The organism is Ornithinimicrobium pulveris, assembly GCF_050261105.1.
Lineage (GTDB): Bacteria > Actinomycetota > Actinomycetes > Actinomycetales > Dermatophilaceae > Ornithinicoccus.
This window is the reverse complement of record NZ_CP189837.1, coordinates 2,671,102-2,696,354: the sequence shown is the minus strand read 5'-3', so window position 1 is coordinate 2,696,354 and position 25,253 is coordinate 2,671,102. Positions and strand designations below refer to the sequence as shown.

Below are 25,253 nucleotides of genomic sequence, written 5' to 3'. Positions count from 1 at the left end.
AGCCACCCCCATCGGCTGAGGACGCCGGGCACGTCGCGGGATCGGACACCTCCGTTCCGTATCCTGGTGCAGTGACCGGCACGACCTACCCCACCCTGCGCCCGCCGCACCGCACCTTCCTGTTCTGGGCGGTGCTCGTCATGGTCCTCACCTCGGCGGCGCTCGGAGTGATCGGCGTGCAGCAGGAGGGCTGGACCGCCGGCGCCGCGGTCCGCGGGTTGTTCATCGCGGCGATGCTGCTCTTCTGGTGGCGCGCGATGCGCGGCGGGACGACCACCGAGGCCCGAGGTATGACGCTTCGCACCATCACCTCGACACGCCGCCTGAGCTGGGGCCGGGTGGAGCAGCTGGGCACCGACCAGCCCGGCGCCGAGGCCCGTCGGGTCACCGCCCTCGTCGACGGTCGCGCGGTCGTGCTGCCCGGCGTCCTGGTCAGCGAGCTCGACGAGCTGGAGGCCCAGCGCGCCGCAGCGAAGGCGGGCTAGCGCGGGGGCATCCGCAGCGCGCCGTCGAGGCGAATGACCTCACCGTTGAGCAGCGGGTTCTGGACGATGTGGGCGACGAGCGCGGCATACTCCTGGGGCTTGCCGAGCCGCGCGGGGTGCGGCACAAGCGCCTCAAGCGACTCCTTCACCCCGTCCGGCATCCCGGCCATCATCGGCGTCTCGAAGACACCCGGCGCGATGCACATGACCCGGATTCCCTTGTCCGCCAGATCCCGCGCGCAGGTCAGCGTCAGACCGGCCACCCCCGCCTTGGACGAGGCGTAGGCCGCCTGCCCGATCTGCCCGTCGAAGGCCGCGACCGAGGCGGTCGTCACGATCACGCCACGGTCGCCCATGCCCCGCGCGTCCTCGACCGGCTCGTTGGTCGCCATCTGCTCAGCGGCCAGCCGCAGCACGTTGAAGGTCCCGATCAGGTTGATCTCGACCACGGTCCGGTAGGTCTCCAGCGGCAGGACCCCACGCTTGGACAGCACCCGGCCGGGCGTCGCGACGCCCGCGCAGGCCACCACGATCCGCAGGTCGCCGAGCTCGGCGGCCGTGGCCACCGCGGCAGCCACCTGCTCCTCGTCGCGCACGTCGGCGCCGGCGAAGTGGGCGCGCTCACCCAGCGCCTCGGCCACCTCCTCACCACGGCCGCCGGGCAGGTCGACCAGCACGACCTGGGCGCCCTCCTCGAGCAGCCGCCGTGCGGTCTGCTCACCCAGCCCGCTGGCGCCGCCGGTGACGAGGGCGACGGTCGTGTCGGTGATCTGCATGCGTTCCTCCAGGTATGCCGTGTGCTACGTCGGTCGGTCGGGCTCGGTGGTGCGTCGGTCGGGCTCGCTCAGCGGTGCTGGGCGAGGACGTGGCGGGAGATGACGAGGCGCTGGATCTGGTTGGTGCCCTCGAAGATCTGGGTCACCTTGGCCTCCCGCATGTAGCGCTCGACCGGGAAGTCCTGGGTGTAGCCGTAGCCGCCCAGCACCTGGACCGCGTCGGTCGTGACCTTCATCGCGGCATCGGTGCAGATCAGCTTGGCGATGGAGGCCTCCTGGCTGTGCGGCAGACCGGCGTCCTTGAGCCGGGCGGCGTGCAGGTAGGTCGCGCGGGCCGAGCCGACCGCCGCAGCCATGTCGGCGATCAGGAAGGCCAGGCCCTGGTTGTCGGCGATCGGCCGGCCGAACTGCTCCCGCTCGGTGGCATAGGCCGAGGCCACCTCGAGCGCCCGCTGTGCCAGGCCCGTTGCGGCAGCGGCGATCCCGAGCCGGCCGGCGTCGAGGGCGGCGAGGGCGATCGGCATACCTTGCCCCTCCTGCCCGACGAGGTGGTCGGCCGGGAGTCGGACACGGTCGAAGAGCACCTCGCCGACCGTGTCCGAGTGCAGGCCCATCTTGCGCTCGGGCTCGGCGAAGGTCAGGCCCTCGGCGTCCGCGGGGACGTGGAAGCAGGACAGCCCGCGCCCGCCATCGTCGGAGGTGCGCGCGAAGGTGGTGTAGAAGTCGGCGTGCCCGGCGTGGCTGATCCACGCCTTGCCGCCGGTCAGCACGTAGTCGTCGCCGTCCTTGACCGCGCGGGTGCGGATCGCGGCGACGTCGGAGCCGGCCTGGGGCTCGGACAGGCAGTAGGCGCCCAGCTGCTCGCCGCCGAGCATGTCGCCGAGCCAGCGCTCCTGCTGCTCGGCCGTGCCGAAGGTGGCGATCGGGAAGCAGGTCAGCGAGTGCACCGAGACGCCGACCGCGACCGACATCCAGGCGCGCGCGACCTCCTCGACCACCTGGAGATAGACCTCATAGGGCTGGCCCCCACCACCCAGCTCTTCGGCATACGGGAGCGAGAGCAGACCGGTCTGCCCGAGCATGGTGAAGACCTCGCGGGGGAGGCGGTGGGCGGCCTCGGCCTCGTCGACCTGGGGGAGGAGCTGCTCGTCGGCGATCTCGCGGACGAGCGCGAGCAGATCGCGGGATTCCTCGGTGGGGAGCAGTCGTTGCACCATGTCCTGCAGGGTAGTTGTGGACGTTGCGTCAGGCGTTAACCGCCCGGCTGCACCCGTGGATCGGGTCGGCGGCTCAGGCCCGGTATGCCGTGACCTCCGTGGCCTTGACCGTCGCCCAGAGCTGGGTGCCGCCGACGATGCCGAGCTCGGCTACTGCGGCCAGGGTCACCTCCGCGACGAGATCGACCTCACCGGTGAGGTGCACCCGTGCCCTCGGTCCGGTGACGGTGACCGCGTCCACGCTGAGCTGCCAGACGTTGCGCGCTGAGGAGTGTGGGCGCTGCGTGAACAGGGCGACGGCCTCGGGTGCGATCGTGGCCCAGATGGGGTCGCCGGCCTGGGCGCCCTCGGGGGCGTCCGCCAGGACGAGACGTCCAGCAGTGCTCCGCGGAGCACTGGCCGCAGCGCCCAGCAGCAGGTGCGGGCCGGGGTCGGTCGCGAGCGTGCCCGAGAGCAGATTCAGACCGACGACGCCGGCGACGTAGGCATTGCGGGGGCGGGCGACGATCTCGGCGGGAGTGCCGGTCTGGGTCACCCGGCCACCGTCGAGGAAGACGAGATGGTCGGCCAGGGTCAGGGCATCGAGGGCGTCATGGGTGACCAGCACCGTGACGCCCGGATAGGAGCGCAGGCGCGCCGCGAGGTCGGCGCGGGTGCGAGAGCGGGTCTCCGGGTCCAGGGCCGAAAGCGGCTCGTCGAGCAGGAGCAGCTCGGGGTCGGTGGCCAGCGCCCGGGCCAGGGAGGCGCGCTGGGCCTGGCCCTGGGAGACCTGCGCGGGCTTGCGGTGGGCCAGGTCGGACAGCCCCATCCGGGCCAGCTCCTCGGCGGCGCGGGCGCGGGCGGTGCGTCGCGGCATACCTCGGGACCGGGGGCCGTAGGCCACGTTGTCGAGCAGGGAGAGGTGGGGGAAGAGGAGGGGGTCGGCCAGCACCATCCCGACGCTGCGGTCCTCCGGGGGAAGGTGGGTGCGGCCGGCGGCCCATTCGACCTGGCCCAGACGCACGTGCCCGGAGGTGAGCTGGTGCAGCCCGGCCAACGCCTTCAGCGCCGTGGTCTTGCCGGAACCGTTCGCGCCCAGGAGAGCGGTGACCCCCTGGCCGCAGCGCAGGTCGAGGTCCAGGTCGAACTCGCCGAGGTCGACCTGCAGCGAGGCGTCGAGCACCGTCATCGCAACCACCTCGTGCGGAGGGCGCCGAGCACGACCACGCTGACGAGCAGCATCACCAGGGACAGCGCGATCGCGGCCTGCGGGTCACGTTCGAGAGCGGAGTAGACACCGAGCGGTGCGGTCTGGGTGCGTCCGGGGAAGTTGCCGGCGAAGGTGATCGTCGCGCCGAACTCGCCCAGCGCCCGTGCCCAGGCGAGCGCTGAGCCGGCGGCGATGCCGGGGAGCACCATCGGGATCGCGACCGTGCGGAAGGTGCGGACGGGAGAGGCGCCGAGGGTGGCGGCGATGTCGTCGTAGCGGCGGTCCAGCGAGCGCATCGATCCCTCGACGGCGATGACATAGAAGGGCATCGCCACGAAGATCTCGGCCATCACGACCGCCGTGGTGGTGAACGGCAGCGTGATGCCGAAGGTCTCGTCCAGCCACCCGCCGATGACGCCGCGGCGACCATAGGTCATCAGCAGCGCGACGCCGCCGACGACCGGGGGGAGCACGAGGGGGACGGTGATCAGGGCGCGGGCCCAGACGGTGAGCGGGTGGTCGGAGCGGGCGAGCAGCCAGGCCAGGGGAGTGCCCAGCGCCCAGACCACGATCATCGTGGCGGCGGTGGTGACGAGCGAGAGCTGCAGCGACTGCCTGACCACCGGTGCGGACAGGTGGGTGGTGAGGTTGGCCCAGTCGGCGCGCAGGAAGAGCGCGAGCAGCGGGAGCACGATGAACGCGACACCGATCCCGGCGGGGACCGCGAGCGGGAGACGCCCGAGGCGACGCGCGCCCGCACTCCTCGGCCTGCCCCGTGACCCCGCGGAACCCCCTGCGCGCCGCTGGGTCACGGGGCGACGAAGCCGGCGTCCGCCAGGTGGGCCTGGCCCCGCTCGGACATCACCTCGTCGACGAAGGCCTGGGCGAGCGAGTTCTCGGAGACGGCGAGGATGGGATAGGTGTTGATCACGTTGACGTCATCGGGGATATCCACGCCGAGCACGCGCTCGCCGGCCTCGGTGACATCGGTCCGGTAGACGATGCCGACATCGGCCTCACCCAGCTCGACCTTGGTCAGGGTGGCGCGCACGTCCTGCTCGTAGGAGGCGATCGTCGGGGTGATCCCGAGCGTCTCGAAGAGCGAGGCGGTGGCGGTGCCGCACGGCACCTGCTCCTCGCAGACCACCAGGCGAAGGCCGTCTGCGGTGAGGTCGTCCACGCTCTGGATGTCGGCCGGGTTGTCCGGAGGAACCGCTAGTTGGAGGCTGTTGGTGGTGAACTGGGCGACCTCCCGGTGCCGGTGCTCCTCGTCCAGCGGCTCGAGGGAGCCCATGCCGGCCAGGGCTACCACATCCCCGGGGGCGCCCTCGTTGACCTGCTGGATGATCGTGGAGCTCGCCGCGAAAGACTGGTCGACAGTGACGCCCGGATGGTCGGCCTCGAAGTCGTCCGCGATCAGCTCGAAGACATCGGTGAGAGAGGCAGCGGCCAGGACGGTCACGGTCTGCTCCTCTGCACCCCCGCCGCCCGCAGCGCCGTCGCCGGACCCGTTGCCGCATCCGGTCAGGGCGAGCGCGGTCAGGGCGAGCAAGGCCAGCGACCGAGCCACGCCCCTCATGACGGCACCCCCACCGAGACGTTGGTGGCCTTCACGGACGCGACCGCGACCGAGCCGACCTCCAGCCCGAGCTCGGTGACGGCCTCGGTCGAGATCAACGACACGAGGCGGAACGGCCCGGCCTGGATGTCCACCTGCGAGATCACGGTGTCGCTGACGATCCGCGTCACCACTCCGCGCAACTGGTTGCGCGGGGAGGACGACCCCACAGCCCCCACCTCGGCCGGGTGCGCTACCTCCTGGGCGTACCTTGCCAGTGCAGCACCGTCGACCATGACCCGGCCCGAGGAGTCCTTGCCCGCCGCCAGCCGACCAGCCTCGATCGACCGGCGCACCGTGTCCTGGGACACCCCCAACAGTGCGGCCGCCTCGGAAACTCGCAATTGCGTCATGGATAGGACTATAGCCACGCATCTGCGTTGAAATGGGCGGCGGTGGCGTCGGCACCCGCCCGGCGCGCTCATCCGCTCACCCGAAGAGAGCGGCCATCCCCTCCCGCAGCACCGTCACATCGGTATCCACCGCCACCAGGTCCAGGTCGCTCGGCAGCAGCGGATCCAGCTCCCGGCTTCCCGAGAACGCGCCGACCAGCACCCCCGCCTCCCGCGCCGCGTCACGCACCCGGCCGATCGCGGCCACCACCTGCTCGTCGGTTACCCCGGGGCGGCCCAGCGACAGCGAGAGGTCGTAGGGCCCGACGAAAACGCCGTCCACCTTCTCCAGAGCGGCGATCTGCTCGACCTCCTCGAGGGCGCCCCGCGTCTCGACCATCGGCAGCAGCAGCGGCCGCTCCGGACCGCCCACGACCGTCGACCGGGTCAACCCGGTGCTCCGCTCACCGACCGGCGGGAAGCGCACCGCCCGCACCAGCGCCTCAGCCTCCGCGAGCGAGCGCACCCCCGGCACGATCACCCCGGCCACGCCGGTGTCCAGCACCCGGGCCAGATGACCCGCGTCCTGGGACGCCGCGCGCGCCAGCACCGGCACCCCGGCCACCCCGGCGACCCGCAGGATCGCGGGGAGGTGGGTCACGTCATACCGGCCATGCTGCAGGTCGACGCCGAGCCAGCCGAGCCCGCCCATCGGCAGCATCTCGAGCTCGTCGGCGCCGAGCACGCACAGCCACAGCCCGCGGGCAGAGGCGAAGGTGGTCATCGCGAACCACCCTCCGGTCCTGGTATGCCGTGTCCCTCGTCCGCGCTGCGCTCGCCCGGGCGCGGGGCCGGCCCCAGCGTGGGGCGCTTGGCGTCGATCAGGTCCCCGGACGATCGACCCTGGAGGCGTCTCTGGACCCAGGGGGCGGCATACTCCTTGGCCCACTGGGCGTGCCCGCGCAGCGCCTCGACCTTGCCCGGCGGGGCCTGGGGCGGCAGCGGGGCTCGCCAATCTGCTTCCTCGGCGGTGTGCCCGAGCGCGACATAGGCGGTCAGGGCCACCCGTCGGTGACCCTCGGGCGTCATGTGGATCCGGTCCTCGGCCCACATCCGCCAGTCCTTGAGGAAGTCGCAGGCCCACTGGTTGAGCACGAAGGCACCACGGCGCTGGGCGATCGACCAGATATGGGAGATGTACATCCCGACCCGGCCGCGGGTGCGTCCGATGATCGGGGCACCGACCGGGTCGGTGGGGGTGGCCATCAGCACGTCCGCGCCGGTTGCGCGGATGCGGGCGACAGCCTCGTCGAGCCGGGCAGCGAGCGCGTCGACGTCGGCCTTGGGCCGCAGGATGTCGTTGCCGCCACCGACGATGCTCACCAGATCGGGGCCGAGAGCGAGCGCGGACTCCAGCTGCGCGCCCACGACGTCGTCGAGCTTGCGCCCGCGCACCGCGAGGTTGGCGTAGGAGAAGTCGGTGCCGTCCGCCACGTGCGTGGACAGCAGGGCGGCCAGCCGGTCGGCCCACCCGACGTAGGCCCCAGGTGTATCCGGGTCGGGATCGCTCATCCCCTCGGTGAAGGAGTCGCCGATCGCCACATACCGCGACCACGCCCTGGCCTGCGGGCGGATGCTGCCCGCCTCGCCGTGGACCGTGGGTCCGGCGTCGCCGTGGACGAGCAGGAGGGGGTGCTCGTATGCCGTGTCCCGGCTGCTCGGGTCGCTCACGTCAGGCTTCCGATCGCTCATCGAAAGTGGATCGCTCATGTCAGGCTCCAGTCGATAGGGGTGGCGCCCTGGCGGGCCAGGAGCTCGTTGGCCCGGCTGAACGGGCGGCTGCCGAAGAAGCCGTTGCGCGCCGACAGCGGCGAGGGGTGGGCGGACTCGACCCGGGGCACATCGCCGAGGCGCGGGCCGAGGTTGCGGGCGTCGCGTCCCCAGAGGATGGCGACGAGCGGGCCGCCGCGGCGGACGAGGGCGTCGATGGCCAGCTCGGTGACCTCTTCCCAGCCGCGTCCCCGGTGGCTCGCCGGGGCGCCGGGGCGGACCGTCAGCACGCGGTTGAGCAGGAGCACACCGCGGTCTGCCCAAGGGGCGAGGTCGCCATTGGTAGGGCGCTCGACGCCGAGGTCCTCGACCAGTTCGGTGTAGATGTTGATCAGGCTGCGGGGGATCGGGCGGACGTCCGGGGCCACAGAGAAGCTCAGCCCGACCGCGTGGCCGGGCGTCGGGTAGGGGTCCTGGCCGACGATGAGGACGCGCACGGCATCCAAGGGCTGCTCGAAGGCGCGGAGCACGTGCTCGCCGGCGGGAAGGTAGCCGCGACCGGCAGCGGTCTCCTCGCGCAGGAAGGCGCCGAGGGCGGCGACCGTGCCCTCCGCCGGAGCCAGGGCCTGCGCCCAGCTGGGGTGCACGAGGTCGCGCAACGGGGTCGGCGTGCTCACGACGATCACTCTATGCAGCCGCGCGTGAGGTGGCGCGGGGATGGGACGCGGGGTGTCAGCCGGGCGGCACGCGGCGAGGAAATGACACGCGTGTAAGTCGCGTGCCGTAGGATGGGAGCACTTCTGGCCGAGTCGTGCGACGAGAGGACATTCATGGGAGCCGTCACCCGCGTGGAGCAGGTCGACGCCTCGTCGAGCCTCAGCGAGCGGGATCGGGAGATCCTGGCCTTTGAGCACAAGTGGTGGAAGTACGCCGGTTCCAAGGAGCAGGCGGTCAAGGATCTGTTCGACCTGAGCCCGACGCGCTACTACCAGATCCTCAACCAGCTCATCGACAGCCCGGACGCGCTCGCGCACGACCCGATGCTGATCAAGCGCCTCCGTCGCCAGCGCGCCCTGCGCCAGCGCACCCGCTCGGCCCGTCGACTGGGCATCGAGCTCTGAGCCTTCGCTCGCCCCTTCTCCTCTCAGTTCGCTGCCACCCTCCGGCTGTCCGCGTGGCCCGCTCCCGGTAGCGTGATCCCCGGAGAGCGAGGCCGCCCCGGCCCCACGCCGTGCGCAAGGAGGCCCACGTGTTGTCCGACATCGAGATCGCCCAGGGTGCGACGCTGCAGCCGATCGGCCAGATCGCCGAGAAGCTGGGGCTGAGCCAGGAGGAGTACTCCCCCTACGGCCACGACAAGGCCAAGATCTCGCTGTCGGTCCTGGACCGCCTCGCCGACAAGCCGGACGGCAAGTTGATCCTGACCACCGCGATCAACCCGACCGCGGCGGGGGAGGGCAAGACCACCACGAATGTCGGGCTCTCGATGGCGCTGAACCGGATCGGGGTGAGCGCGATGACCACCCTGCGCGAGCCCTCGCTCGGCCCCTCCTTCGGGATGAAGGGCGGTGCTGCTGGCGGCGGTTACGCCCAGGTGGTGCCGATGGAGGACATCAACCTGCACTTCACCGGTGACTTCCACGCCATCACCTCGGCGCACAACCTGCTGGCCGCCCTGCTTGACAACAGCATCCACCAGGGCAACCCGCTCAACATCAACCCCAAGCGGATCACCTGGCCGCGGGTGCTGGACATGAACGATCGGGCCCTGCGCAATATTGTGATCGGGCTGGGCAAGGTCGGCGACGGCGTCCCGCGCGAGAGCGGCTTCGAGATCACCGTGGCCAGCGAGATCATGGCCGCGCTCTGCCTGGCCACCGGCATCGAGGACCTCAAGGAGCGCTTCTCCCGGATCATCGTGGCCTACACCTACGACAAGCAGCCCGTCACCGCCGGCGACCTGGACGCGCAAGGCTCGATGGCGCTGCTGATGAAGGACGCTGTGCGCCCCAACCTGGTGCAGACTCTGGAGAACACCCCCGCGATCATCCACGGCGGACCCTTCGCCAATATCGCGCACGGCAACAACTCGGTGGTCGCCACCCAGACCGCCCTCAAACTCGCCGACTATGTCGTGACCGAGGCCGGCTTCGGGGCCGACCTGGGAGCCGAGAAATTCTTCGACATCGTCTGCCCGGCAGGGGGAATCGCCCCCAGCGCGGTCGTCGTGGTCGCCACCGTCCGCGCGCTCAAGCTCAACGGGGGCCGGGACAAGAAGGACCTGGGCACCGAGGACCTGGAGGCTCTCGGCGCAGGCCTGGTCAACCTCGAGCAGCACCTTGAGAACGTCGCCAAGTTCGGTGTTCCCGCCGTGGTCGCGCTCAACCGTTTCCCGACCGACACCGACGCCGAGCTCGACCTGGTTCGCGAACGCTGCGGCCAGCTCGGCGTCGACGTGGCCCTGTCCGAGGTCTTCGCCAAGGGCGGCGAGGGCGGCGAGGACCTGGCCCGCAAGGTCGTGGCGCTGTGTGATCAGGACAGTGACTACCGCCCCCTCTATGCGCCGGAGGACTCGATCCAGAGCAAGATCGAGACGATCGCCACCGAGATCTACCGCGCGGACGGCGTCGACTTCGCCGGTCCGGCCCGCACCCAGCTCGCCCAGATCGAGGCCGAGGGCCACGGTGACCTGCCGGTCTGCATGGCCAAGACGCAGTACTCCTTCTCCGATGACCCCACGCTGCTGGGCGCGCCCCGCGGCTTCCGGATCACCGTGCGCGAGTTGGTCGTCAACGCCGGCGCCGGCTTCGTGGTAGCGCTGACCGGCGACATCATGCGGATGCCCGGCCTGCCCAAGGTCCCGGCCGCGGTCGGGATGGACATCGCCGAGGACGGCACCATCACCGGCCTGAGCTGAGGGTGGGCTAGGCCCAGATCACCACGATCACCGCGGTGAGGATGAGCAGCCCGACCGACAGGTAGCGGTAGTTCGCCCAGAACTGGGTGTCCTGCAACTCCTTGCTCTCCTGGGTCCAGTACTCCGTCTTCCAGGTGAGCTCCTTGGTCTTGTCCTCATCCGGCGACGGCCCGAGCAGGCTGATGCCGATGAGCAACAGGACCGAGAGCAGAAGACTCAGGCCCGCGGCATACAGGAATTGGATCGTCGGCTCCTCGGGCAGCACCTGGGTGAGGATGAAGGCCACCAGGCCCAGCGGCTGCATGATGATCAGGGTGAGGAAGGCCGCGGTCGCGCTGATCCGCTTGGACGCGATGCCCGCCAGGAAGACCGCCACCACCGGCGGGACCAGGAAGGACAGCACCGACTGCAGGTACTGGTAGAGGGTGTCGAACTGGCCGATGAACGGCGCCCAGAGGATCGCCACCACCAGGGCGACCACGGTGGCCACGCGGCCGGTGAAGACCAGGCCGCGCTGAGAGGTGTCGGGACGCATCGTCTTGACGAAGTCCATCGTGACGATCGTGGAGGCCGAGTTCAGGATGGAGTCGACGGTCGAGTGATCGCCGCGATGACGGCGGCCAGGATCAACCCGCGCAGCCCCACGGGCAACAGATCGAAGACGAGCGTCGGGAAGACGGTGTCCGGCTCCTCCAGGTTCGGGTAGAGGGCGAGCGCCATCACGCCGGGGAAGATGAAGAGGAACAGGAAGGTCAGCTTGATCAGGCCGGCGAGCAGCGAGCCCCAGCGGCCGTGGTCGAGCGACTTGGCGCCGAGCGTGCGCTGGACGACGAGCTGGTTGGTCGTCCAGTAGTACATGCCGATGACGAGCACACCGGTGATCAACCCTGGCCACGGCAGCTCGGAGTGGTCCGGCGGCAGGATCAGGCTCATCCGTTCATCGCCGGCTGCCTCGGTGACGGCGTCCCAGGACTCGACCGCGTTGAAGGTGGCGATCATCACGATCACGCCGCCCAGGATGGTGATCGTGGCCTGGATGGAGTCGCTGATCATGACCGCGCCCAGCCCGCCGATGACGGTGTAGATCGCGGCCAGGATGCCCAGCGCCGCGACCGAGACGATCATCGGGACCTCGGGATAGAGGACCTTGACGATGACCGCGCCGGCGAAGAGGGCGGCGGCCATGTCGATGAACATGTTCGCGAACAGGTTGAAGCCGGCGAAGGCCATCCGGGAGCGGCGGTCGTAGCGCTTCTCCAGGTACTCCGGCAGGGTGAAGACCTTGGAGCGCAGGTAGAAGGGCAGGATGAAGAAGATGAAGATGACGAGGATGACCGCCGACATCCACTCGTAGGCGAAGATCGAGATGCCCTGCTCATAGGCGCCCCCGGCCAGGCCGACGAAGGTCGCGCCGGACATGTTCGTGGCGACCAGGGACAGACCGACGAAGGGCCAGATGAAGTTGCGGCCGCCGAGGAAGTAGTCCTCGGACTCATCGGTCTCCTTGCCCGAGGCCTTGGCCTTCTACTTCATCCGCGAGCTGGCGACGAGCGGGATGATCCGGCTGATGAGCAGGTAGCCGATGATCACGACCAGGTCGAGGGTGTGCACGGTGAAGTCGGGCATCCCGTCCTGGCCCTCGAGCACCGGGATGAAGCCGCCGGCCGTGACGCCGGGGAAGAGGTCGTTCATCGGCCCGCCTCCTGCCGCACGACGAGCACCGGGCAGGGAGCGTGCCGGACCACGCCCTCGGCGTCGTTGCCGAGCAGGATCCGCATGAAAGCGTTGTTGCCGCGGTTGCCGATGACGATGAGGTCGGCATCGACCTCATCGCGCAGGCGCAGGATCTCGTCGGTGGCCCGGCCGGCGCGCAGGTGGCCGGTGGCCTCCACGCCCTCCTCACGGAGGGCTGTGAGCTCGTCGTCCAGCAATGGCCTGGCCTCCTCCTCGAGGCGCTCGCGCAGCGCCGGGCTCAAGGGCGTGGGGTTGGTCCAGGGGGAGATGAGGGCTACGTGCACGACATGGATCTGCGCGCCGGTGGCGCGCGCGAGATCGATGACATGGGCACGGGCAGCCCGGGCGGTGGAGGAGCCGTCGGTGGCGAACAGCAGGCGACGCGGGAAACTCATCGGTGAGGTCCTGTCGTGAGGTGGTGGCTGGCAGGCTAGCGGTGATCGTCGCCGCGCGTCATCTGGACTGACCTAGACTCGGGGTATGGCTGAAGTGACCTGGCGAGAGTTGGCGCCGGGCGTCCACGTCCGCCGGCACGAGGAGCTCAACCTCAACTGCGGTCTGGTCGTCGGGCAGGAACGCGCGCTCGTGATCGACACGCGCAGCTATCACCAGCACGGTATGGAGTTGCTCGCCGCGGTCCGCGAGCTCACCGAGCTGGAGCTGGTCGTGGTCAACACGCACGCCCACTACGACCACTGCTTCGGCAACTCCGCCTTCCGCGACTCCCAGATCTACGGGCACGTGGGCGCGGCCGACGAGCTGACCCGCACCGGCGACACCCAGCGATCCCAGGTCGTGGAGCACCTGCGCCGCACCCAGCGAGCCGAGATGGCTGCCGAGGTGGAGGCCACCGAGTTGGTGCTGCCCTTCTACCTGATCGAAGAAGACACTGAGATCGACCTGGGTGGCCGATCGGTGCACCTGCTCTTCGGCGGCAAGGGCCACACCGACCATGACCTGGCGGTGGCCGTGCCGGATGCGGGCGTCGTCTTCGCCGGCGACCTCGTCGAGGAGGGGGCCGACCCGCACATGGAGGACGCCTACCCCCGCGACTGGGCGCCGACCCTGCTGACGCTGCTGCGGCACCCGGCGACCGAGGAGGCGGGCATCTGGGTGCCGGGACATGGCGACGTCGTGGACCGCAGTTACGTCGAGCAGCAGGCCGAGCTGATGGCTCGGCTCGCCGACCGGCTTGACGAGGTCTTGGCCGGGGGAGCGACCGGTGTCGACGGGCTGGTCAGCGCCTGCCGCGGGCTGGGGCTGGAGACGCAGACGTTGCGCGACGCCGCCGTCCGCGCGCTGGAGCTGCGCGCCTGAGGAGGCGGCCGTGCCGGGGTGGGTGTGCCGCATTTGCACTCTCGGGGGTCGAGTGCTCATCATGGACCTAGCACTCTCGACACGAGAGTGATAACACCGACCGGTCCGTCGAGGGTCGGGCAGCGGGGCGACGTGAGCCCCGCGCGTCCGGCTCGTCCGTCGCGGGCGACGCCCGGTCATCCGCCCATCAGCGTGTGGAGGAACCAGCCGAATGGCCAAGACCATTGCTTTCGATGAGGAGGCTCGCCGCGGTCTCGAGAAGGGTATGAACACCCTCGCGGACGCCGTCAAGGTGACCCTCGGCCCCAAGGGCCGCAATGTCGTGCTCGAGAAGAAGTGGGGCGCCCCCACCATCACCAACGATGGTGTGAGCATCGCCAAGGAGATCGAGCTCGAGGACCCCTACGAGAAGATCGGCGCCGAGCTGGTCAAGGAGGTCGCCAAGAAGACCGACGACGTCGCGGGTGATGGCACCACCACCGCGACCGTCCTGGCCCAGGCGATGGTCCGCGAGGGCCTGCGCAATGTCGCCGCCGGCGCCAACCCGATGGCCCTCAAGCGCGGCATCGAGACCGCCGTCAAGGCCGTCAACGACGAGCTGCTCGCCCAGGCCAAGCCGGTCGAGACCAAGGAGCAGATCGCCCAGTCCGCGTCCATCTCCGCGGCCGACACCGAGATCGGCGAGATGATCGCCGAGGCCATGGACAAGGTCGGCAACGAGGGCGTCATCACCGTCGAGGAGTCCAACACCTTCGGTCTGGAGCTGGAGCTCACCGAGGGCATGCGCTTCGACAAGGGCTACATCTCGCCCTACTTCGTCACCGACACCGAGCGCATGGAGGCCGTGCTCGAGGACCCCTACGTCCTCGTCGTGAACTCCAAGATCTCCTCGGTCAAGGACCTGCTCCCGCTGCTGGAGAAGGTCATGCAGTCCGGCAAGCCGCTGGCGATCGTCGCCGAGGACGTCGAGGGCGAGGCCCTGGCGACCCTGGTGGTCAATAAGATCCGTGGCAACTTCAAGTCGGTCGCCGTCAAGGCCCCCGGCTTCGGTGACCGCCGCAAGGCCATGCTGGCCGACATCGCCATCCTCACCGGTGGCCAGGTCATCTCCGAGGAGGTCGGTCTGAAGCTGGAGACCGCCGAGCTCGACCTGCTGGGCTCGGCCCGCAAGGTCGTCGTCACCAAGGACGAGACCACCATCGTCGAGGGCGGCGGCGACGCCGACCAGATCGCCGGTCGCGTCGCGCAGATCCGCGCCGAGATCGACAACTCCGACTCCGACTACGACCGCGAGAAGCTCCAGGAGCGCCTGGCCAAGCTCGCCGGTGGTGTCGCCGTCATCAAGGCTGGCGCCGCGACCGAGGTCGAGCTCAAGGAGCGCAAGCACCGCATCGAGGACGCCGTCCGCAACGCCAAGGCTGCGGTCGAGGAGGGCATCGTCGCCGGCGGTGGCGTGGCCCTGATCCAGGCGTCCAAGGCCTTCGAGACGCTGGACCTGTCCGGCGACGAGGCCACCGGTGCCAACATCGTCAAGGTGGCCGTCGAGGCTCCTCTCAAGCAGATCGCGGTCAACGCCGGTCTCGAGGGCGGCGTCGTGGCGGAGAAGGTGCGCAACCTCACCCCGGGTGAGGGCCTGAACGCCGCCACCGGCGAATACGGCGACATGCTGCAGTTCGGCGTCGCCGACCCGGTGAAGGTGACCCGTTCTGCCCTGCAGAACGCCGCCTCCATCGCGGCCCTCTTCCTGACCACCGAGGCCGTCATCGCCGACAAGCCGGAGAAGGCTCCGGCCATGCCGGCCGGCGACGGTGGCATGGGTGGCATGGACTTCTGATCCCTGCGGATCAGAGCTGACGCGCCCGCGTTCCTCGCGGGCGATCAACCACCGCACGGGGCGGTCCCTCTCACGAGGGGCCGCCCCGTCGGCGTCTGTGCGGTGGCCCGGGGTCGCTCGGGATGTCCGCCGACTTCCAGGATGTGCGGGATGTGCGCCGGCGTCCGGGATGTGCGGGATGTGCGCCGACGTCCGGGTCGCTGCGCGGACTTTCGGGTCGCCGGATAGCCCCAGAGCCACTGCCGCGCGGCGGGGGATGGTTGATCCGGCCGAGCCCGGCCACTCGAACGTGCACAACGGGGGAAATTGTGCTCCCACCTGCGGTTTTGTCCTCGCGCTCGCCGTGACGCATGTTTGAGTGCTCGCTGCTCGGGGATCTGGCTCGCCCTCGCAGCCCAGATCCAGCGCGCGCCCGCGGCTGGTCGCGAGCCGCGTGCGCAATCGGGGCATTCGCCCCGGTTTGTCTCGCTCTGGTCGCGAGCCGTGTGCGCAATCGGGGCACTCGCCCCGGTTTGTCTCGCCCTGGTCGCTCTCTGCCGGTCGCCCATGCGAGTGCGGTGGAGGTCAAGACAGTGTTCTGCCTAGTCACGGTCGGCGCCCACCCACCCCTGTATGCCGTTTCCCACCCCGAGGAAGAGCGGGTCGCGCGTCCGGTGGCCAAGATCCGGAGCACCACGCGCGTTCGGTGGCCAAGATCCGGAGCACCACGCGCGTCCGGTGGGCAAGATCCGGAGCACCACGCGCGTCCGGTGGCCAAGATCCGCGACACCACGCACCTCTGGTCGTCGCCGACCGTGGTGAGCGAGCGGGCGAGCGTGGAGCCCGAGCACCTGGTCCGCAGATGCACCGCTACCGCTTGCCCACTCCGGAGCCTGACCGTCGCCCGGCGATGCTGGTCGACGGCCTCCGGTGAGGCAGGCTTGCCCCATGAACGGAACGCCGGACGCGGCTGAGCCACAGTCGAGCACGCCCACCGCCTCGCACCGCCGCCGATGGCTCACCCCGGCGGTCGCAGTGGTGCTGACCGCGATCCTGTTCGTCGTCGACCCGTGGCGGGCGGGGGCATCGTGGTGGGAGCAGGCGGGGTCGGTGCTGCCGGAGATCTGGCGGCCGGTCACGATCTGGGTCGTGCTGGCGGCGCTCGCCTCCTTCGTCGCCCTGCGGTGGGCGCGCACCTGGGATGCCACCATCACCCTGACGACCGGCCTGCTCGTCGGGGCTTTCGTGATCGCCTCGCTCGTGCACCCGTTCTTGGTCGAGGCCTTCCCGGTCGCGGGACGCCTGATGATCAGCGTGATCCTGGGTCTCGTCGCGCTCCCAGTGTTCTGCATCGCGCTGATGGCGCTGATCTTCCGGCCCGCGCTGCACCGGATCCTTGACCGCCACGCCGCACAGCAGCGCAGGTGGTAACGCCCCCCACCGAAGGGCAGAGACCTGCCGCCCGCCCGGGGATCAAAGGGAGTGGGAGCGGACGGGCGGCAGGCGTTCAGGGCTGCGCGGGGGCAGCGGCTACTGGGGTGTGAAGCGCATCCGGTTGGTCTGCTCGACCATCTCGTAGTCCTGGCCGGCCGTGCGCAGCGTCGTCGAGATCTGTTGCAGGGAGGCGCGCACCCGTTCCTGGGTCGCGCTCCAGTCCTGGCTGACGGACTGGAAGTTGCCGGCCGCCGAGCCGCGCCAGCAGTCCTGCAGCGCGTTCAGCTTGGCCATCATGGCCCTCACCTCGGACTCGATACTGGCCGAGATGCGCTCGATGTCACCGGATGCCGCGGCGATCCGGGCCGTGTCGACGGCGAAGATGTTGCTCATGGGTGTCCCTCCCTGTCGTCGGCGGCCGATCACCGCCTCGTGCCCTCGACCGTAGGCCAGAGTGGTCCACCGGCTCAGAAGTTATCCACAGAGCCCCGCCGCTACTCTCGGTCCATGACCGGCCGCTCCTCCCTGTCCGCCCCCTCCGACCATCGGACCGCACCCGCGGTCGACGCGTGACCGTCTACATCGACCCGCCGTTGTGGCCCGCGCACGGCCGGCGCTTCTCCCACCTGATCAGCGACCGCTCGCTGGCCGAACTGCATACGGTCGCGGCCCGCGCCGGGCTCGATCCGCGCGCCTTCGAGGGCGACCACTACGACGTCCCCGAGGACCTGTATGCCGCGTCCGTCGCCGCGGGTGCACAGCCGATCGGCGCCACCGCGTTGGCTCGGGTCCTGCGCGACAGCCCGCTGCGCTTCCGCAAGCGGCGCGGGGAGCGGCCGCTGGGGCGCGTCGCCAACGGGCTCTCGGCGGCCTTCGAGGTCGAGCACACCCTGGACCTGCTCGCCTCCCCGTTCGACCGCACCGAGGGCGGAGCGGCCGTGGTGCTGATCCGCGCGGCGGACGCCCGGATGGTGCTGGTGCGCAATGCCTCTCGCCCCGGTTGGGGGCCGCCCGGCGGCAAGCGCGAGCCGGGTGAGACGCTGCGCGAGGCGGCGACCCGCGAGGTCGCCGAGGAGACCGGGCTGGCCCTGGCCCCGGACGCCCTCGTGCCGGTCGGCTACGAGCGGATCACGGTGCCGGACGGGATCAACCCGGCCCCGCTGGATACCGGCGACAACTTCCTCCAGGTCTACGGCGCGGCGGTGGACCAGCCATCACCGCTGCGACCGGACCTCGACGATGTCCTCGAGGCAGCGTGGTTCAGCCGAGCAGAGGCGGCGGCACAGGGCGAGCACCAGTCGTGGTGGCCCCTCGTGCGCTGGTGGTGGGAGCGCCACTAGCCACGACGCGGCAGGCGCCGCTCGCCACCCAGGTGCTTGGTCGCCTCCCGCACGCTCAACCTGCTCAACCGCTCCCGGTGCGCAGCCACGAAGGCGCTGACCCACCTCGGGTCCGTCTTGGCGTATTCGCGCAAAGCCCATCCGATCGCCTTGCGGATGAAGAACTCCGACCCGTGCTCGGTCCCCTCCACATTGGCCAGCACGCATCGCTCAAGTAGTGCCACATCCGTCGCGCCCTTGTGCTTGAGCTGGCTCAGGATCGCCACCCGCCGCAGCCACAGATCCTCCTCCACCGCCCAGGCATCCATCACCGGCGTCACCGCTTCGGGATGAGCGAGCAGCACCGGTCCCACCAACCGGCTGGCGATCTCGTCGACGACGTCCCACCAGGCGCCGGTCACCACCAGATGTCGGTGCAGGTCCAGCACGCCGGGATCCTGCCAGGCCCGCGCCGAGCGGTGCTTGGCCAGCGCGAGGGCGGCATACCGCTCCTCTCGGTGCGTGGCTCCGTCCCACAGCTCGCGGACCGTCGCCTCCCACGCTGCCCGGTCGGTCGGCGCGTGCGCTCGCAGCAACGGGTTGACGATGCGGCGCAGCTCGGGCGAGGTCACGCCGTGGAACGGCAGAGGCGACTTCATGTACGCCTGCTGCCCCGCCGCCCGCTCCCCGTCCCCGGCCGCCGCCAGGGCCGAGCGGACCTGGGTGACCAGGGTGGCGTCATACACCATGGGACAGGGCCTGCAGCTCGGCGGCGAGGTTGCGGCGGGCCCGCTCGGTCCAGGCGAGGTGCGCGTGCTCGGTCAGGTAGAGCCGGTCGCGATCGGCGAAGCCGCGCAGGATCTGCGCCCGCCCCGCGCGGAACAGCTCGTCCGGCACGTGGGTGTACTCCTGCCGCACCTGCTCCCGGTAGCGCTCGTAGCGGGGGATCGGGGCGGCGAGGATCCACAGGTCGGCGTCGTGCATGGCTGCCAAGGCCCCGGTATGCCGTGTGTCCTCGCCCAGGTGGTGGTCCCGGGTCATCAGCACCCCACGCTCGACGGTGTCGACGCGCTCCTGGTCCACGCCGAGTTTGTGGAGGTGGTCGCGCGCGAGTGTGGCGCTGCGGTGCTCGTTGCTGCCGGGCTCGGCGCGGGGGTCGTAGGCGAGGTCGTGGTACCAGCCGATGGCGCGGGCGGTCAGCGCCTCGTCCTCGTCCATCATCGCGGCCAGCCGGAGCTCGTCCAGCGCGAGCAGAACCTCGGCCAGGTGCTCGGTCGTGTGATAGCTGCGGTGCGGCTCGGACCAACCGCGCAGCAGGAGCGAGCCCTCGGCCAGCCAGCGGTCCCGACCGGCCGCGGGAGCCAGCTGCTCGGCGTCCGCGAGCCAGCGGTCCAGGAGGTACTCCCCGTCACGACCGCCTACCTCGCTCATCGACGATGCTCCAGCCAGGCGTCCCGGAGCGACTCGTCGGTGCCGGTGAAGTCGGTGCGGATGGGGGTGCCGGAGACAGCGCGGTCCGGCGCCCGATCATCGGGCACCGGACCGTCGCTCATGACTGGGTTCAGCGGTTGACCATCGACTCCGCGAGGTCGGCCAGCGCGTCGGCCAGGTCCTCACGGGCGTCGTGCGCCTGGCTCAGCAGGCCCTTGATGCCCTTCTCGGCCTTGCTCGACCCAGCGCCGACAGCGCCACCCACGGCGCCGGAGACCCCCGAAGCCACCGAGCTGGCGGCGTCAGAGACACCCGAGGCGACCGAGCCCGCGGCGTTGCTCACGCCACCGGCGACCGCCTTGGCGGCATTGCGCGTGCCGGACAGGAAGGACTGGGTGGCCAGGGTCAGGCCCGCGCCGACCAGCCACACGTCCTTGGCGAGCGAGGTGCCTTCGGTGGTCGGGCGGATGCCGTCGTCCTTGGTCATGCCCGGCGTCTTCAGGTAGAGCCCGGTCAGACCCGCGCCGAAGGCGGTCAGGGCCGTGCCGGCCACCGCGGAGGGGACGGTGGGCAGCAGCAGGAGCGCGCCCAGGCCGATCTCGCCGTAGCCGAGCGCCTTGGTGAAGTCACCCGACTTCATGTCCTTGAAGACCGGGTAGACGCTGGAGGCCCAGCCGTGCATCTGCTCCTGCTCCTCCTCACCGGCCTTGAGCTTGTTCAGGCCGGAGTTGAGGATGTAGGCGCCGGTGGCGACCCGGATCGGGATGTGCGTGGGGTGCATTGACCACTCCTGTTTCGAGGCGGGCTAGTTCGTCATTCCTACCGTATGTCGTGGCTCGCCGCCCTGCTACCCGGCCCGATGGGAGCAGGGGAGGGCCGGGCAGCAGGGGGCTGGGGAAGGGGGCTGATCCGCGGAGTCGATCAGCGCTCGTCGGGATCAGCCCTCGTCGGGCCGGGTGGCCAGCGTCACGGTCGCCTCGGCCCGGGCACCGTCACGGATGTACTCGATCTGCGCAGTGTCTCCGGTCCCGCGCTCGCGGACCTGGCCGACCAGCGCGGTGGCGGAGGGCACGTGCTCGCCGTCGATCCCCACGATGAGGTCCCCGGTCTGCAGGCCCGCGTCGGAGGCGGGGGAGTTGGGTTCGACCTGCTCGACCTGGGCACCGGTGAGGGTGGCGCCGTCGACCTCGGCCTGCCCGTCGTTCAGCCCGACCCCGAGGAAGGCGTGCTGGACAGAGCCGGTGCTGATCAGCTGGTCGACGATCAGCTGGACCTTGCCGGAGGGGATGGCGAAGCCGATGCCGATCGAGCCCGGCTGGCTCTGCCCGAAGGAGGGGATGGAGGCGATCGAGGAGTTGATGCCGACCAGCTCACCGGCCGCGTTGACCAGGGCACCACCGGAGTTGCCCGGGTTGATCGCGGCCGAGGTCTGGATGGCATTGGTCACGATCTGCGCGGCGGTCGTGCCCGCGGCCTGGCTCTCGGCGCTCTGGGTGGTCACGGGGCGGTCGAGGGCGCTGACGATGCCGGTGGTGACCGTGCCGGACAGCCCCAGCGGGTTGCCGACGGCCATCACCGGGTCGCCGACGGCGAGGGCGGAGTCCTGCCCGACGCTGATCGGGCTGAGGCCGTCGGGGGCGTTGGTCAGCTTGAGGACAGCGAGGTCGCTGGACGCGTCCTCACCCAGCACCGTGGCCGAGTAGGTCCGGCCGTCAGCCAGGGTGACATGAACCTCCTGGGCGCCGGACACGACGTGGGCGTTGGTGACGATGTGGCCCTCGGTGTCCCACACGACCCCCGATCCGGCGCCCTGCCCCTGCTGGCTCGCGATCTCGATCGAGACGACGCTGGGCGTGACGGAGGAGGCGACCTGGGTCCAGTCGCTGGCGGGGTCGGCGGAGATGTTCGTGGCCTGGGTGCCGTCGTCGGCCGAGCCGGCGACCGCATCCTGCTGCTGGGTGGTGGTGCCGCCGGCGTCACCGTCGGCGGCACGGACGGCGGCATAGGTTCCGCCGGAGGCGAGCGTGGCGGCCAGCAGGCTCGCCACCGCGACGTCGGCCCAGCGACGGCGGGGGCGGTCAGCGGGGGAAGGGCGTTGCGCCGGGGCCTGAGGCGGCTCGGCGCTGCCACCATCCCCGGACGACCCGGCGAAGGGTGCGGTGGTGGTCGTCGTGGGCACCGGCTCGGTCCGGTCCGTGGTGGAGGCGGTCATGCACCTAGGACACACCCGTTCGTTCGGCGCGGACTGAGTTCCTGCTGTGATTTTGCTGGAGATGCAGACCGGTCGTGGATGTGCTCGCGGACCTACTCGCTCATCGCGAGCGCCGCCGCCGCGGGCAGCTCGACCCGGAACGTCGCCCCGCCGCCGGGAGTGGGGTGGTGGCGCACGGTGCCGCGGTGGCGGGCGACGATCGCGGCCACGATCGCCAGCCCTAGACCGGTCCCGCCTGACTCCCGGCTGCGCGACTTGTCGGCGCGGTAGAAGCGCTCGAAGACGCGCTCGGCCAGGTCCTCGGGCACGCCGGGCCCGTGGTCGCGCACCTCGACGACGACGACGCGGTCCTCCTCGGTCCCGAGCGCGATCTCGACCGGGCTCCCGGCGGGGGTGTGCGCGAGCGCGTTGGCGACCAAGTTGGTCAGCACCTGCCGCAGGGCCCCGTCCTCGCCGACCACGGTCGGGTCACCGACCGGCTCGTCCCCGTCGGGGTGAAGCGGCACCAGCTCGAAGTCCCGGTCCGGAGTGCGCACCCGCGCGTCCTGTATGACGTCGCTCGCCAGCACGGTCAGGTCCACTCGGGTGGGTGACATGGCGGGGTCGGAGTCCAGGCGGGTCAGGGTGAGCAGGTCCTCCACGAGCCGGGTCATCCGGGTCGCCTCGTTCTCGATCCGTCCCATCGCGCCCTTGACGTCCTCGGCCTCCTGGACGGCGCCGAAGCGGTAGAGCTCGGCATAGCCCTTGACCGTGGCCAACGGGGTCCGCAACTCGTGCGAGGCGTCGGCGACGAAGTCGCGCATCCGCTGCTCGGAGGCCTCGCGCACGGCGAAGGAGTGCTCGATCTGGGCAAGCATCCGGTTGAGCGAGTCGGCGAGCGAGCCGACCTCGTCATTGGCTCCACGCGGAGGGATGCGCCGGGTGAGGTCCCCGGCGGCGATCGCGGCGGCTGTGTCCTCGATCCGGCTCAGGGGTCGGAAGGCACGACGCACGGCGAACCAGCCCAGCACCCCGACCATGGCCAGGGTGGTCAGCCCGATGCCGATGGTGATCAGCACCAGCTGGCGCAGGGTCGACTCCACGCTCGCCAGCGGTGCCGCCACCGCGATCGTCCCGCCGACGCGTCCCCCCTCGTCGGTGAGCTGGGCCGCCAGCACCCGCCACGACCCGTCGTCATCACGGGACTCGACGGTGAACGGCGTCCCCAGCCGCGTGTCGTCGATCTCCACCTTGGTCAGGTCGGGGGGTGAGCCCTCCAGCCGGGAGAAGACCAGTTGGGTGGCGGGCAGGCTGTCGTCGGCCGGGGTGAAGATCACGTAGTAGGGATTCGGCGGCACGAAAGCCTGCTGCTGCATCCCCGTCTGCTGGCCGGTCGCCTCCTCCACGATCTGGGTGTAGGCCCGCTGGGCCAGCGGGGTGATGTAGGCGCGCAGGTCGGCATCGGTGCGGTCCAGCAGATAACCGCGCAGCATCATCACCGTGACCGAGGTGGTGAGCAGGTAGGCCGCGAGCACCAGCAGGACTACGACTGTCACCAGACGTCGCGTCAGCGACAGCCCGTGGAGGCGGGCGTAGGTCAGGCGCCGCAGGCTGGCCAGCACGAGGTGGCCGTCAGGCGGGTCGCGGCGCGCGCAGCACGTAGCCGACGCCGCGCTTGGTGTGGATCAGCGGCTCGCCGACCACGTCGATCTTGCGGCGCAGGTAGGAGATGTAGGACTCCACGATGTTCATCTCGCCGCGGAAGTCGTAGTCCCACACGTGGTCCAGGATCTGGCTCTTGGACAGCACCCGGCCCGGGTTGAGCATCAGATAGCGGAGCAGCTTGAACTCGGTGGGGGAGACCTCGATCACCTTGCCGGCACGGCGCACCTCGTGGCTGTCCTCATCGAGCTCCAGGTCGGCGACCTGCAGCACGTGGTCGTCCTCCTCGACCACCCGGGTGCGGCGCAGCACGGCGCGGATGCGGGCCACGACCTCCTCCAGGCTGAACGGCTTGGTCACGTAGTCATCGCCCCCGACAGTCAACCCCTTGACCTTGTCATCCAGCGAGTCGCGCGCCGTGAGGAAGACGATCGGCACGTCTAGCCCCCGGTCGCGCAGCTGACGGGTGACGGTGAAGCCGTCCATGTCCGGCAGCATGATGTCGAGCACTGCCAGATCGATCTCGTGCTCACCGGCCAGTTGCAGTGCGCTGCGACCGTCCGGTGCGGCATGCACGGAGAAGCCGGCGAAGCGCAGGCTCGTGGTGAGCAGTTCGCGGATGTTGGTCTCATCCTCGACCACCAGCAGCGTGGCCTCGGGCGAAGATGGCGTGCTCTGCGTGGTGTTCATCACACCATTTTGCGCACAAAGACTGGGAGTCTGCTGAAGAATCGCTGATGCAGCCGGCGGCTCTCAGTTGCCCACCCGTCCCAGGTGCACCAGTGCCAGCAGCAGCGCTCCCAGCGTCTCGTTGTCCCTCATCCGCCCCTCCCGGACCCACCCCAGCACCTCGGCCAAGGGCACCGGGCGCGGTCCGCTGATCCCTTCGCGCCGCTGCTCGCTGAAGGTGCGCGCGGCCGCGTCTCGCCCGGGCGCGGGGCGCAGGCCGCGAGCGAGGAAGACCGCCCCGGGCGCACGGCATACCCCATTGAGGGACTCCACCCGCCCCAGGTCCACCCAGTCGTCCGCGGCGAGCCCGATCTCCTCGGCCAGCTCGCGCTGCGCGGCGGTGAGCAGGTCGTCCTCGTCCGCGCCACCTGTTGGAATCTCCACCGAGCGCCCGACGGTGTGCCGGTCCACCGTGAGCAGCCAGATCTCGTCCTCCGCGGTGACCGCGACCACGAAGACGGCCACCCGCTTCACCTCCACGACCCCGTAGATCCCGGTTGCCCGGTCGGGGCGGACCACCTCGTCCTCGCGCACCCGGATCCAGGGGTTGTCGTAGACCACGCGCGTGGAGCGCACCGGCCACGTCATCGTTCAGACCTCGGGCAGCGGGGAGTCCGTGTCGGCCGCGCCCGCCGGCACCTCGGCGCGCAGCAGCCCGTCCCAGTCCGCGTCGACCAGCTCGGCGGGGGTCTGTGCGACCAGAACCGCCCCGGCGTCCTCCAGCTCCTCTACGCCGAAACCGCCGGTCCGCAGCGCCACGCAGGGTGCACCCACCCGGGCCGCCGCGGCGATGTCGTAGGGAGTGTCCCCGACGAGCACCGAGGACCCGCCGTCCGCCTTGTCCAAGGCCACCTCGAGGACGTCGGGCTCGGGCTTGGACTCCTCCGCCTCGTCGCTGCTCGCCGTGGCCGTCAAGGTGCCCTCGGGCAGGTCGAGCAACTCCATCACGTGCTCGACGAAGGACTCCTTGCCCGAGGAGGCCAGCACCACGGTCAGCCCGCGCTCGGCCAGAGTAAGGATCAGATCTCGTGCGCCGGGGAGCAGGTGGATCTCGGGGAGGAGCTTCTCGTACTCCTCCTCCCAGGCCTCGCGCAGCGTGTCCCCGTGCTCATCCTCGGCCTGGTCGCCCGCGACCGCTTCGACCAGCTTGTCGCCACCCAGCCCGATCGCGCGGTGGATCTGCCACACCGGCGGGGTCAGCCCGACCCGGTCGAAGGCGCGGGCCCACGCCAGCGTGTGGTGGTAGACGGTGTCGGCCAGGGTCCCGTCCACGTCCAGGATCACCGTCTCCGGACTGGTGGTTTCAGCGCTACTCATGC

The 25,253-nt window shown here is 70.6% G+C and carries 30 protein-coding genes; 7 read left to right on the top strand and 23 right to left on the bottom strand.

The window, feature by feature from the left end; all coding sequences use genetic code 11:
- Positions 1-71 precede the first annotated feature (71 nt).
- Positions 72-485, top strand: a complete 414-nt coding sequence (locus tag ACQBAT_RS12640; protein ID WP_420747671.1) for a hypothetical protein — start codon at positions 72-74, stop codon at positions 483-485.
- On the opposite strand, the gene ACQBAT_RS12635 is transcribed toward ACQBAT_RS12640, so the two are convergent.
- From ACQBAT_RS12635 to ACQBAT_RS12595, 9 genes are all read right to left on the bottom strand, one after another.
- Complete coding sequence (locus tag ACQBAT_RS12635) at positions 482-1,261, bottom strand: SDR family NAD(P)-dependent oxidoreductase (RefSeq protein WP_420747672.1); 780 nt, start codon at positions 1,259-1,261, stop codon at positions 482-484. The two genes, ACQBAT_RS12640 and ACQBAT_RS12635, sit on opposite strands and share 4 nt — an antisense overlap.
- Before the next feature lie 68 nt (positions 1,262-1,329).
- Positions 1,330-2,478 carry an acyl-CoA dehydrogenase family protein gene (locus tag ACQBAT_RS12630; RefSeq protein WP_420747673.1) on the bottom strand — a complete coding sequence of 383 codons (1,149 nt, stop codon included), beginning with the start codon at positions 2,476-2,478 and terminating at the stop codon, positions 1,330-1,332.
- 73 nt (positions 2,479-2,551) lie between these two features.
- Positions 2,552-3,646 (bottom strand): ABC transporter ATP-binding protein, encoded by a 1,095-nt coding sequence (locus ACQBAT_RS12625; protein WP_420747674.1) that lies wholly within the window; start codon positions 3,644-3,646, stop codon positions 2,552-2,554.
- Positions 3,643-4,359, bottom strand: coding sequence for an ABC transporter permease (locus ACQBAT_RS12620; RefSeq protein ID WP_420747675.1), 717 nt, complete (start codon positions 4,357-4,359; stop codon positions 3,643-3,645). Before ACQBAT_RS12620 ends, ACQBAT_RS12625 begins: the two co-directional genes overlap by 4 nt.
- 116 nt (positions 4,360-4,475) lie before the next feature.
- Complete coding sequence (gene modA, locus ACQBAT_RS12615; RefSeq protein WP_420747676.1) at positions 4,476-5,246, bottom strand: molybdate ABC transporter substrate-binding protein; 771 nt, start codon at positions 5,244-5,246, stop codon at positions 4,476-4,478.
- Complete coding sequence (locus ACQBAT_RS12610; RefSeq protein WP_420747677.1) at positions 5,243-5,638, bottom strand: TOBE domain-containing protein; 396 nt, start codon at positions 5,636-5,638, stop codon at positions 5,243-5,245. Before ACQBAT_RS12610 ends, modA begins: the two co-directional genes overlap by 4 nt.
- A gap of 76 nt (positions 5,639-5,714) precedes the next feature.
- Complete coding sequence (locus ACQBAT_RS12605) at positions 5,715-6,401, bottom strand: HpcH/HpaI aldolase family protein (protein ID WP_420747678.1); 687 nt, start codon at positions 6,399-6,401, stop codon at positions 5,715-5,717.
- Positions 6,398-7,387 (bottom strand): SGNH/GDSL hydrolase family protein, encoded by a 990-nt coding sequence (locus tag ACQBAT_RS12600; RefSeq protein WP_420747679.1) that lies wholly within the window; start codon positions 7,385-7,387, stop codon positions 6,398-6,400. Before ACQBAT_RS12600 ends, ACQBAT_RS12605 begins: the two co-directional genes overlap by 4 nt.
- Positions 7,384-8,064: a uracil-DNA glycosylase gene (locus ACQBAT_RS12595; RefSeq protein ID WP_420747680.1), complete on the bottom strand. Its 681-nt coding sequence runs from the start codon at positions 8,062-8,064 to the stop codon at positions 7,384-7,386. The genes ACQBAT_RS12600 and ACQBAT_RS12595 overlap by 4 nt, the downstream gene beginning before the upstream one ends.
- Before the next feature lie 153 nt (positions 8,065-8,217).
- Between ACQBAT_RS12595 and ACQBAT_RS12590 the strand changes: the two genes are divergently transcribed.
- Both ACQBAT_RS12590 and ACQBAT_RS12585 read left to right on the top strand, forming a co-directional pair.
- Positions 8,218-8,508 (top strand): DUF3263 domain-containing protein, encoded by a 291-nt coding sequence (locus ACQBAT_RS12590; RefSeq protein WP_420747681.1) that lies wholly within the window; start codon positions 8,218-8,220, stop codon positions 8,506-8,508.
- 128 nt (positions 8,509-8,636) lie between these two features.
- Complete coding sequence (locus tag ACQBAT_RS12585; RefSeq protein ID WP_420747682.1) at positions 8,637-10,304, top strand: formate--tetrahydrofolate ligase; 1,668 nt, start codon at positions 8,637-8,639, stop codon at positions 10,302-10,304.
- Between the two features lie 7 nt (positions 10,305-10,311).
- Here the strand turns inward: ACQBAT_RS12585 and ACQBAT_RS12580 are convergent, their stop codons facing one another.
- The 4 genes from ACQBAT_RS12580 to ACQBAT_RS12565 form a co-directional block, all read right to left on the bottom strand.
- Positions 10,312-10,857, bottom strand: a complete 546-nt coding sequence (locus tag ACQBAT_RS12580) for a sodium:solute symporter family transporter (RefSeq protein WP_420747683.1) — start codon at positions 10,855-10,857, stop codon at positions 10,312-10,314.
- Between the two features lie 23 nt (positions 10,858-10,880).
- Positions 10,881-11,738, bottom strand: coding sequence for a sodium:solute symporter family transporter (locus ACQBAT_RS12575; RefSeq protein ID WP_427197765.1), 858 nt, complete (start codon positions 11,736-11,738; stop codon positions 10,881-10,883).
- 90 nt (positions 11,739-11,828) lie between these two features.
- Complete coding sequence (locus tag ACQBAT_RS12570) at positions 11,829-11,996, bottom strand: hypothetical protein (RefSeq protein WP_420747684.1); 168 nt, start codon at positions 11,994-11,996, stop codon at positions 11,829-11,831.
- Positions 11,993-12,433, bottom strand: a complete 441-nt coding sequence (locus ACQBAT_RS12565) for a universal stress protein (protein ID WP_420747685.1) — start codon at positions 12,431-12,433, stop codon at positions 11,993-11,995. Before ACQBAT_RS12565 ends, ACQBAT_RS12570 begins: the two co-directional genes overlap by 4 nt.
- A gap of 85 nt (positions 12,434-12,518) precedes the next feature.
- Here ACQBAT_RS12565 and ACQBAT_RS12560 point away from each other — a divergent pair, with 85 nt between their 5' ends.
- The 3 genes from ACQBAT_RS12560 to ACQBAT_RS12550 all read left to right on the top strand — a co-directional run bounded on the left by ACQBAT_RS12560 (position 12,519) and on the right by ACQBAT_RS12550 (position 16,599).
- Positions 12,519-13,355 (top strand): MBL fold metallo-hydrolase, encoded by an 837-nt coding sequence (locus tag ACQBAT_RS12560; RefSeq protein WP_420747686.1) that lies wholly within the window; start codon positions 12,519-12,521, stop codon positions 13,353-13,355.
- A 211-nt stretch (positions 13,356-13,566) separates the two neighbouring features.
- On the top strand, positions 13,567-15,189 hold the full coding sequence (gene groL, locus ACQBAT_RS12555) for a chaperonin GroEL (protein ID WP_420747687.1): 1,623 nt from the start codon (positions 13,567-13,569) through the stop codon (positions 15,187-15,189).
- A 927-nt stretch (positions 15,190-16,116) separates the two neighbouring features.
- Complete coding sequence (locus ACQBAT_RS12550) at positions 16,117-16,599, top strand: hypothetical protein (RefSeq protein ID WP_420747688.1); 483 nt, start codon at positions 16,117-16,119, stop codon at positions 16,597-16,599.
- Between the two features lie 99 nt (positions 16,600-16,698).
- On the opposite strand, the gene ACQBAT_RS12545 is transcribed toward ACQBAT_RS12550, so the two are convergent.
- Positions 16,699-16,995, bottom strand: a complete 297-nt coding sequence (locus tag ACQBAT_RS12545; protein ID WP_420747689.1) for a WXG100 family type VII secretion target — start codon at positions 16,993-16,995, stop codon at positions 16,699-16,701.
- Between the two features lie 176 nt (positions 16,996-17,171).
- On the opposite strand from ACQBAT_RS12545, the gene ACQBAT_RS12540 reads away from it, so the two are divergent.
- Positions 17,172-17,942, top strand: coding sequence for a DUF4031 domain-containing protein (locus tag ACQBAT_RS12540; protein WP_420747690.1), 771 nt, complete (start codon positions 17,172-17,174; stop codon positions 17,940-17,942).
- Here the strand turns inward: ACQBAT_RS12540 and ACQBAT_RS12535 are convergent.
- The 9 genes from ACQBAT_RS12535 to ACQBAT_RS12495 all read right to left on the bottom strand — a co-directional run bounded on the left by ACQBAT_RS12535 (position 17,939) and on the right by ACQBAT_RS12495 (position 25,251).
- The gene (locus ACQBAT_RS12535) at positions 17,939-18,670 is read right to left on the bottom strand and encodes a DNA alkylation repair protein (protein WP_420747691.1); all 732 of its coding nucleotides are present in this window, start codon (positions 18,668-18,670) and stop codon (positions 17,939-17,941) included. The genes ACQBAT_RS12540 and ACQBAT_RS12535 overlap by 4 nt on opposite strands.
- Positions 18,660-19,352, bottom strand: coding sequence for a hypothetical protein (locus ACQBAT_RS12530; RefSeq protein WP_420747692.1), 693 nt, complete (start codon positions 19,350-19,352; stop codon positions 18,660-18,662). The genes ACQBAT_RS12535 and ACQBAT_RS12530 overlap by 11 nt, the downstream gene beginning before the upstream one ends.
- Positions 19,349-19,474 (bottom strand): hypothetical protein, encoded by a 126-nt coding sequence (locus ACQBAT_RS12525; RefSeq protein WP_420747693.1) that lies wholly within the window; start codon positions 19,472-19,474, stop codon positions 19,349-19,351. Before ACQBAT_RS12525 ends, ACQBAT_RS12530 begins: the two co-directional genes overlap by 4 nt.
- 8 nt (positions 19,475-19,482) lie before the next feature.
- Positions 19,483-20,133 (bottom strand): hypothetical protein, encoded by a 651-nt coding sequence (locus ACQBAT_RS12520; protein ID WP_420747694.1) that lies wholly within the window; start codon positions 20,131-20,133, stop codon positions 19,483-19,485.
- A 156-nt stretch (positions 20,134-20,289) separates the two neighbouring features.
- Positions 20,290-21,564 carry a S1C family serine protease gene (locus ACQBAT_RS12515; RefSeq protein WP_420747695.1) on the bottom strand — a complete coding sequence of 425 codons (1,275 nt, stop codon included), beginning with the start codon at positions 21,562-21,564 and terminating at the stop codon, positions 20,290-20,292.
- A 92-nt stretch (positions 21,565-21,656) separates the two neighbouring features.
- Positions 21,657-23,165: a sensor histidine kinase gene (locus tag ACQBAT_RS12510; protein WP_427197693.1), complete on the bottom strand. Its 1,509-nt coding sequence runs from the start codon at positions 23,163-23,165 to the stop codon at positions 21,657-21,659.
- A 10-nt stretch (positions 23,166-23,175) separates the two neighbouring features.
- The gene (locus ACQBAT_RS12505; RefSeq protein WP_420747697.1) at positions 23,176-23,895 is read right to left on the bottom strand and encodes a response regulator transcription factor; all 720 of its coding nucleotides are present in this window, start codon (positions 23,893-23,895) and stop codon (positions 23,176-23,178) included.
- 63 nt (positions 23,896-23,958) lie between these two features.
- Positions 23,959-24,522, bottom strand: coding sequence for an NUDIX domain-containing protein (locus ACQBAT_RS12500; RefSeq protein ID WP_420747698.1), 564 nt, complete (start codon positions 24,520-24,522; stop codon positions 23,959-23,961).
- Positions 24,523-24,525: 3 nt separating this feature from the next.
- Complete coding sequence (locus ACQBAT_RS12495) at positions 24,526-25,251, bottom strand: HAD family hydrolase (protein WP_420747699.1); 726 nt, start codon at positions 25,249-25,251, stop codon at positions 24,526-24,528.
- Positions 25,252-25,253 lie beyond the last annotated feature (2 nt).

Bases quoted from the DNA above. Each gene is read 5' to 3' on its own strand.
- ACQBAT_RS12625 (WP_420747674.1), bottom strand. From the start codon at position 3,646: ATGACGGTGCTCGACGCCTCGCTGCAGGTCGACCTCGGCGAGTTCGAC.
- ACQBAT_RS12565 (WP_420747685.1), bottom strand. From the start codon at position 12,433: ATGAGTTTCCCGCGTCGCCTGCTGTTCGCCACCGACGGCTCCTCCACC.
- ACQBAT_RS12545 (WP_420747689.1), bottom strand. From the start codon at position 16,995: ATGAGCAACATCTTCGCCGTCGACACGGCCCGGATCGCCGCGGCATCC.
- ACQBAT_RS12505 (WP_420747697.1), bottom strand. From the start codon at position 23,895: ATGAACACCACGCAGAGCACGCCATCTTCGCCCGAGGCCACGCTGCTG.
- ACQBAT_RS12525 (WP_420747693.1), bottom strand. From the start codon at position 19,474: ATGAGCGACGGTCCGGTGCCCGATGATCGGGCGCCGGACCGCGCTGTC.
- ACQBAT_RS12560 (WP_420747686.1), top strand. From the start codon at position 12,519: ATGGCTGAAGTGACCTGGCGAGAGTTGGCGCCGGGCGTCCACGTCCGC.
- modA (WP_420747676.1), bottom strand. From the start codon at position 5,246: ATGAGGGGCGTGGCTCGGTCGCTGGCCTTGCTCGCCCTGACCGCGCTC.
- ACQBAT_RS12535 (WP_420747691.1), bottom strand. From the start codon at position 18,670: ATGGTGTATGACGCCACCCTGGTCACCCAGGTCCGCTCGGCCCTGGCG.
- ACQBAT_RS12630 (WP_420747673.1), bottom strand. From the start codon at position 2,478: ATGGTGCAACGACTGCTCCCCACCGAGGAATCCCGCGATCTGCTCGCG.
- ACQBAT_RS12570 (WP_420747684.1), bottom strand. From the start codon at position 11,996: ATGAACGACCTCTTCCCCGGCGTCACGGCCGGCGGCTTCATCCCGGTG.
- ACQBAT_RS12580 (WP_420747683.1), bottom strand. From the start codon at position 10,857: ATGGACTTCGTCAAGACGATGCGTCCCGACACCTCTCAGCGCGGCCTG.
- ACQBAT_RS12495 (WP_420747699.1), bottom strand. From the start codon at position 25,251: ATGAGTAGCGCTGAAACCACCAGTCCGGAGACGGTGATCCTGGACGTG.
- ACQBAT_RS12515 (WP_420747695.1), bottom strand. From the start codon at position 21,564: ATGACCGCCTCCACCACGGACCGGACCGAGCCGGTGCCCACGACGACC.
- ACQBAT_RS12600 (WP_420747679.1), bottom strand. From the start codon at position 7,387: ATGAGCGATCCACTTTCGATGAGCGATCGGAAGCCTGACGTGAGCGAC.
- ACQBAT_RS12605 (WP_420747678.1), bottom strand. From the start codon at position 6,401: ATGACCACCTTCGCCTCTGCCCGCGGGCTGTGGCTGTGCGTGCTCGGC.
- ACQBAT_RS12530 (WP_420747692.1), bottom strand. From the start codon at position 19,352: ATGAGCGAGGTAGGCGGTCGTGACGGGGAGTACCTCCTGGACCGCTGG.
- ACQBAT_RS12635 (WP_420747672.1), bottom strand. From the start codon at position 1,261: ATGCAGATCACCGACACGACCGTCGCCCTCGTCACCGGCGGCGCCAGC.
- ACQBAT_RS12520 (WP_420747694.1), bottom strand. From the start codon at position 20,133: ATGCACCCCACGCACATCCCGATCCGGGTCGCCACCGGCGCCTACATC.
- ACQBAT_RS12500 (WP_420747698.1), bottom strand. From the start codon at position 24,522: ATGACGTGGCCGGTGCGCTCCACGCGCGTGGTCTACGACAACCCCTGG.
- groL (WP_420747687.1), top strand. From the start codon at position 13,567: ATGGCCAAGACCATTGCTTTCGATGAGGAGGCTCGCCGCGGTCTCGAG.
- ACQBAT_RS12550 (WP_420747688.1), top strand. From the start codon at position 16,117: ATGAACGGAACGCCGGACGCGGCTGAGCCACAGTCGAGCACGCCCACC.
- ACQBAT_RS12590 (WP_420747681.1), top strand. From the start codon at position 8,218: ATGGGAGCCGTCACCCGCGTGGAGCAGGTCGACGCCTCGTCGAGCCTC.
- ACQBAT_RS12610 (WP_420747677.1), bottom strand. From the start codon at position 5,638: ATGACGCAATTGCGAGTTTCCGAGGCGGCCGCACTGTTGGGGGTGTCC.